Raw genomic sequence first — 1,533 nt, 5'->3', positions numbered from 1 at the left:
GACGCACCGACCCGCTCCGGGGTCCGCCCAGTCGGCGCAGGGCGGAGCCCGGAGCGGGTCGGTGCGTCGCGGGTCAGGCGACGGAGCAGGCGGTGCCGTTCAGGGTGAACCCGGCCGGCCTGGCGAAGCTGCCGGTGTAGGTGCCCTGGAAGCCGAAGCTCTGGCTCGCCCCGGCCGCGATCCGCGCGTTGTGCGCGCCCGGGCTCGCCGTGACGGCACCCGAGGAGCCGGACAGGGTGGCGTTCCATGAGTTGGTGATCCGCTGTCCGGACGGCAGGGTGAAGCCGAGCTTCCAGTTGTCGACGGCGGAGGTCCCGGTGTTCTTCACCGTCACATTCGCGGTGAAGCCGCCCTGCCAGACGTTGGTCGCGTACGTCACCTGGCAGGCGGACGCCGGGTCGCCCGGGTCACCGGGGCCCGTGCCGCCGGTGTTCACCGTCGAGGAGAAGGAGTTCACCGCGAGCCCGGCGCCGTTCTGCCACGGCTCGAACCCGGCCTGGACGCTCGTCAGGTACCAGTTGCTCTGGGCCATGCCACGGGCGACGGTCTGGTCGACGAAGTCCATGACGTCGAAGCTCCAGCTGCCGATCGCCGACGGGGCGACGAAGGAGATCACGTCGTTGGAGCCGTTGCTGCCGGTCCACACCTCCCAGGTGCGGCCGCCGACGGAGGCGGTGCCGACCGGGGAACCGATCGGCTGGATCGGGCCGACCCGGTTGAACCAGATCATGATCTCGGTCCGGTTGACGCCGTCGGTGCGGGGCGTCGGGTCCAGCCAGATGTCGTACGAGGCGTTGAACACGGCGTCGGAGACATAGCCGTACGAGATGCTGCTGGGCGCGCTGGAGATGGTGCTGATCTGCGCCGGGAGGTTGGTCCCCGGCGAGCAGTTCGTGTAGTGGCAGCCGTTGAAGACCGACGGGTACGACTTGGGGGCGCCGTTGGTGGGCACCGACCCGTCGGCCTGGGTGACGCGGAAGCCGGTGTCGGTGGCGGTGACGCACTGGGTGGCGCTGGTGCCCCAGCGGTTGTTCTGGACGACGTAACGGCCCTGGATCACGGTCGAGCCGAACTGCTCGCAGATCGTGGTGTCGGCCTGCGCGGGCGCCGTGGCCGCGAGCAGCGCGGCCACGGTGGCGAGCGCGGTGAGCAGCGCGCCGAACAGGGCGCGGGCGGTGCGGAGGCGGTGCGGTGACGGTCGCATGCGGGGCCTCTCTCGCGTGGGAACCGGATTCGACAGGGGGTGCTGCGGGACGGGGTGTCGGGAGCGCTCCCATCTCCCCACTGATGGGAGCGCTCCCACCCCACCGGTTTCGGACGCGACTGTAGGAGTCCCTCCATGGCCCTGACAACCCTGTGCGCGCGAATCCGTCGAACGGATTTCGAAGGCGCAGGTCAGCGGGCTGCCTCCGGACCGCCTCGTCAACGGGCAGGCCGGGAAACGGAATTGGGAGCGCTCCCGAAAGTTGCGAAGAACCGGGGTGCGGGGACTCAGGTGGCGCAAGCACCGCCGTTGAGCGTGAAGGCGCCGGG

The 1,533-nt window shown here is 70.5% G+C and carries 1 protein-coding gene; it reads right to left on the bottom strand.

The window, feature by feature from the left end; translation table 11 throughout:
* Positions 1–73 precede the first annotated feature (73 nt).
* Positions 74–1,204: a glycoside hydrolase family 12 protein gene (locus tag CCN42_RS32525; protein ID WP_086740976.1), complete on the bottom strand. Its 1,131-nt coding sequence runs from the start codon at positions 1,202–1,204 to the stop codon at positions 74–76.
* Positions 1,205–1,533 lie beyond the last annotated feature (329 nt).

It is taken from the genome of Streptomyces glaucescens (genome assembly GCF_002154375.1).
GTDB classification, from domain to species: Bacteria; Actinomycetota; Actinomycetes; order Streptomycetales; family Streptomycetaceae; genus Streptomyces; species Streptomyces glaucescens.
The sequence above is the reverse complement of the archived record's forward strand: the minus strand, read 5'-3'. Positions and strand labels throughout refer to the sequence as shown.